Origin of the sequence: Vibrio penaeicida (assembly GCF_002933855.1) — a bacterium.
GTDB lineage: Bacteria > Pseudomonadota > Gammaproteobacteria > Enterobacterales > Vibrionaceae > Vibrio > Vibrio penaeicida_A.
In genome coordinates, this window is sequence record NZ_BFAQ01000078.1 from 1 (window position 1) to 4,146 (window position 4,146).

At 45.6% G+C, this 4,146-nt stretch carries 4 protein-coding genes; all 4 read right to left on the reverse strand.

The window, feature by feature from the left end; all coding sequences use genetic code 11:
- Positions 1 to 1,052, reverse strand: a 1,052-nt coding sequence (locus tag VPNCDNU1_RS28210) for a ricin-type beta-trefoil lectin domain protein (RefSeq protein ID WP_145959503.1), incomplete at its 3' end; no start/stop codon positions are given.
- A 620-nt stretch (positions 1,053 to 1,672) separates the two neighbouring features.
- A complete protein-coding gene (locus VPNCDNU1_RS28215) occupies positions 1,673 to 2,140 on the reverse strand; it encodes a DMT family transporter (protein ID WP_104403455.1) in 468 nt (155 codons plus the stop codon).
- The gene (locus VPNCDNU1_RS28220) at positions 2,137 to 2,850 is read right to left on the reverse strand and encodes a DUF3865 domain-containing protein (RefSeq protein WP_104403456.1); all 714 of its coding nucleotides are present in this window, start codon (positions 2,848 to 2,850) and stop codon (positions 2,137 to 2,139) included. The genes VPNCDNU1_RS28215 and VPNCDNU1_RS28220 overlap by 4 nt, the downstream gene beginning before the upstream one ends.
- 226 nt (positions 2,851 to 3,076) lie before the next feature.
- The coding region (locus VPNCDNU1_RS28225; protein ID WP_145959504.1) for a PLxRFG domain-containing protein at positions 3,077 to 4,146 on the reverse strand (1,070 nt) is incomplete at its 5' end.

The following is a 4,146-nucleotide window of genomic DNA, read 5'->3' on the forward strand; positions in this document are numbered from 1 at the left end:
ATTATCTTAGCGTTTGCCGCTTCTTGAGCGGCTATATCACTGACACTCACTTTGTCATAATGTTTGGCAACGAGCTCTCCGGGCGAGCTAATAAAAAACTCTTCCACTTTATATGGGTTGGAATAGCTTGAACCTGAAACATAACCGAAGTTTGCTTGGGCACCACTTGACTGCATTACTAGCCTACCCGAAAAACGAGATGGCTCAATATTGAAAAGATGTGTTGAGCCACTTGTTTTTGGGTCTGGGCGAAATGCCCAACGTAAACTGTCGTCGATTGAGTCATCAAACGGACAATTCACGACCTTTGCCCAATCCCAAGATGTGGTATCCGTCACCGGATTACGGTAACAAACTTTGTAACCTTTGGGCTCACCCCAATTGGAAAAGAACGTATTTTTATGGACGTTATAGAAATTCTTATACGCCCTCAATTCGCTGTCCTTACCAAAATAGACGTTGCTGGCAGCCGTTGGATAAAGGCTGTGATTTTGAGGAATGGGTTTATTGGCATAAACGTCTAAAGAAAACTGGGTATACCCTGGGGACTGTCTGACGATCATCTCTTGTAAATTTTGAACTGTGACCAACGGGTAGCTCGAGTCGACCACAACCAAGTTGTCTGGGGTAACCGACACCGCTTGATTTCTTAAAGTCACATTCCCCGTTTTTAGACGTGCCCCAAGTCGAGAAAAGTCGGTATACCAATTTTGCCGTGTATTGTTGATGTCACAGATATCCATGTATAACAACCCGCCTCCTTCAGGCACGGTCAGGCATTCGTACCCCAACGACCTTCTTGTAACAAGCTGACCATATTCCGTGTAAGTCCAAAGGGTGTCTGGTCGACCACAATCCGATATGGCGGCATAGTCGACTAATATTGCACTCGGAATTAAACAACCATTGTTTAAGCCAATTTTTATCTTGTGCTGTTCTAAGAATACTTCTGGGGGGACTAATGCTTGGGGGGGAGCACTGGGTGCCGATGTGACGAAACTACTTGCCACAATGAAAGGAAGAGCAAAACTGAGCTTGGTAAAAGTGTTCATGACAACCTCCCGTTGTCTATCGCTGGTTTACTAAACGAGCATTCAGAAACGAGTCAGATCCTAATTCACTGCAACAGGTTGTGCCAATAACTTAGCAATATATAAAATGATTTATAAAAACCCATGATTATATAAATAATACATATAACCCTTGGTAATGAATACAGTGTTTTCTATGCTTTTTAAGACTTAAAATCTAACTTTTAATAGTCTTAAGAGATATGAATAGTGTTTATATGAAAAAATATTCTATTGGCTAAACGACAAACCTGTCGGATGACGATAAAGATGGAAGGGAGACATGCCTCCCTGTATGAATTCAAGAGAAGCCCAAGATGCGCTAAACGTCATTCGAACCCGCAAAGTCTCGTTTCCGCAGAAGCTTAGCGTTTTGAAACGGGAATTTGATTTAAGGGTTCGTCTTCATACTTAGATTCATTCGATGGCTTGAGTCTGCCAATGTTCATAAAATACCCTCCTTAAGAAGCAACATAGATTAAAAACAACTTGAGATAAAAAAGTTCAGCACCACAACAATGCTTTGGTTGCCTCACCACACTCGGTCTTATCGATTTAAACAAACGGACTGTTTCTCGAAACACTCAACAACCCTCCAAATACTATCCACTATGGTGACTGTCGTACATAATCAGTGCCGCCCCCATAAGAATAAAGATCAACCCAATCAGTTTGGTTACCGAAATGGGGTGATGGGGCATACCGAACAACCCAAAGTGGTCTATAGCAACTGACAGTACAACCTGCCCCAGGAAGACAAAAAGAATCGATACCGACACCCCCAACTTCGGGAAGGCAATGAACATAAGAAATATGTAAAAGAAACCAATACAACCTGATGCCCACATCCACCAGTCTGAAACCTGAAACTTCAGCAAGACATTGTGTTTATTAATGATCAAGGAAAAAAAGAGCGATGTGATTGCCCCTCCGAAATACAGAATGAATGTGGCATCAACTTGATCAATCGCCAATTTGCTTTTTAGCGCATCCGTCATGATAGCTTGGATCGGAATGATGCACCCTCCCAAAAATGCAAACAAAAAATAAGGGAGAAGCGGGCTACTCATGCGGTTCGAAGTTCCAGTGATTTCCAGAATTGGGTGAGTAAGCAAATCATGGAAATGAACCCGGACTTGAACACCGTCAGCTGAGCAGGCGTCTTGAGTAAATCGATAAAGGTCCGACGTAAATCCTCTGCGTGTCTGGCTTCGGTCCCATCAAAGTGAACATCGTAAAACCGACTGACCAGCCCCCAATCGTCTTTGCATTTTTCTCGGTTTGCTAAGTGACCACGATACATTCGCTGCAGTTGAGGTAGAGCATGCACTTCCTGAGCAAAGCAAGCTCCCAACATCTCATAGGTATTGTTGGAAAACAGCAGCAGTGATGCGTCTTTCAGGTGAAGCGTCTCAACGCTAGGGGTATAGAAACCAAGGGGCACCCCGTAAACGTGCTTAAAATAGGTATGGCAGGACGTGTTAAATAGGTCAGCGTGTGGATCACTTTTCACCTCCCCGCCTTCTCCCGATTCGTCGAGGATATTGTGCTCCAACGCCGATATGACAGGATCCAAGCTTGGGCTCTTTTCACTCTTCAATCGCTCCACCCCCACCTGAAGGCGAGTTTTTGTAGGCTCAAGCCATGTCGCCACATTGGAATAAAAGGTTTGGTAAGCCTCTGGGGAGAAGTTTTTCAAGTTGTCTGAGACAGACATCAGATAGCGGTTATTGGCGCTCTCAACAGCAGCGGTCTCTAGTTTTTCCAATTCAATATCCATATGCCAACCTTTTGAAGTGAATAACAAAAAGAAGATTATGTCACTCGGTTAACAACAAACATCTATCCTAGACATACAAAACTTACACAACGGTACTGACGCCTTTTAGTCTTTTTATAAACACCAAACAAAAAACGATCAATAGAATTTTTATAAAATATCTTTATAAAAATGCGATGCTAATGCCTTGCTCTTATATTGGATACACGCGTAACCGTCATCGTATTTACGATAGCGGTTGGTGCAAGGGCGAGCGTGAGAGAAGTGAAGCGGCCAGTTTTTGGTTGAGGTGAAGACCGTGAACGCTTTCCTTGCCGTAACGTAAACGCTGTCGAATCGATCGCCTTAGGGCACTGGGATCCAGCAACAGAGAAGGATAACGTTGGTTAAAGCGGCGTACCGCTTTTTTGACCATGACCATCAATTGCGTATCCCGCCCCTTCCACGCCAACCAGTACGCCGTCATCAACTGTTGTCGCCTATCCAGTACGTGCCGTTCGTAAGACTTGAGCGCTCGATTGGTGTCGTACTGTTTCATCAAATCGCTGTCCGACAAACCGCCCGCCTGTAGAGCCAGTTCGACCCATGTGAATGCTGACGTCTCCTTGTACGCCAGCCCTTTACTGCTGAGCGCCCCTTCTTCGTAATATCGGTATGCTTTCATCGGATCACGGACAAACTTCGGCATCACCATTTCGACGCCACGCCAGTACTCCCCTTGCGCCATTTTCTCGCTGCCCCGGATCCCCGAAAGTACAATGCCCCCTAATACCGGTCCCGCTACCTGCCGAGCGTAAAAACTCCATATTTGTTCGCCGTCAAGGTCGCGAGTCGGATCTCTGATCCACAATTGGTCAAGCGAAATACGGGGGGATAACCCAGCCCCCCCAACACCGTAAAGTATCCCATCAACTAGGGTTTTATTGCCGAGCGCGTTGTAAAGATATCGTTTAAATTCCGTTTCCGCATCCCAAGGCACATCGTCGTCTCCCATAGCTGCATTCAATGCATTCGCCATCCCATACACTAGGGAGAGGGGCAAGGCAGAAACGCCCCCTAACAACGAGGTCATGGCAAGGGTACCCACCAATTGTCGTCGAGCTTCTGTTCGCGTCTCTTTGTTCATCCCGCGCATAGACAAGTACGCGTTGCGCATCAAATAGTACGTCATGCTCTGGCTGTACTGCTTAAATTGGGTCAGTACCTTCATGAATGGCGGCTGCATGTACCTTGCCCGATTGGCATTGGTGTAATCGAAGTGTGCTTTCCACGTGGCTTCTTCCGCGAAATGGGTGG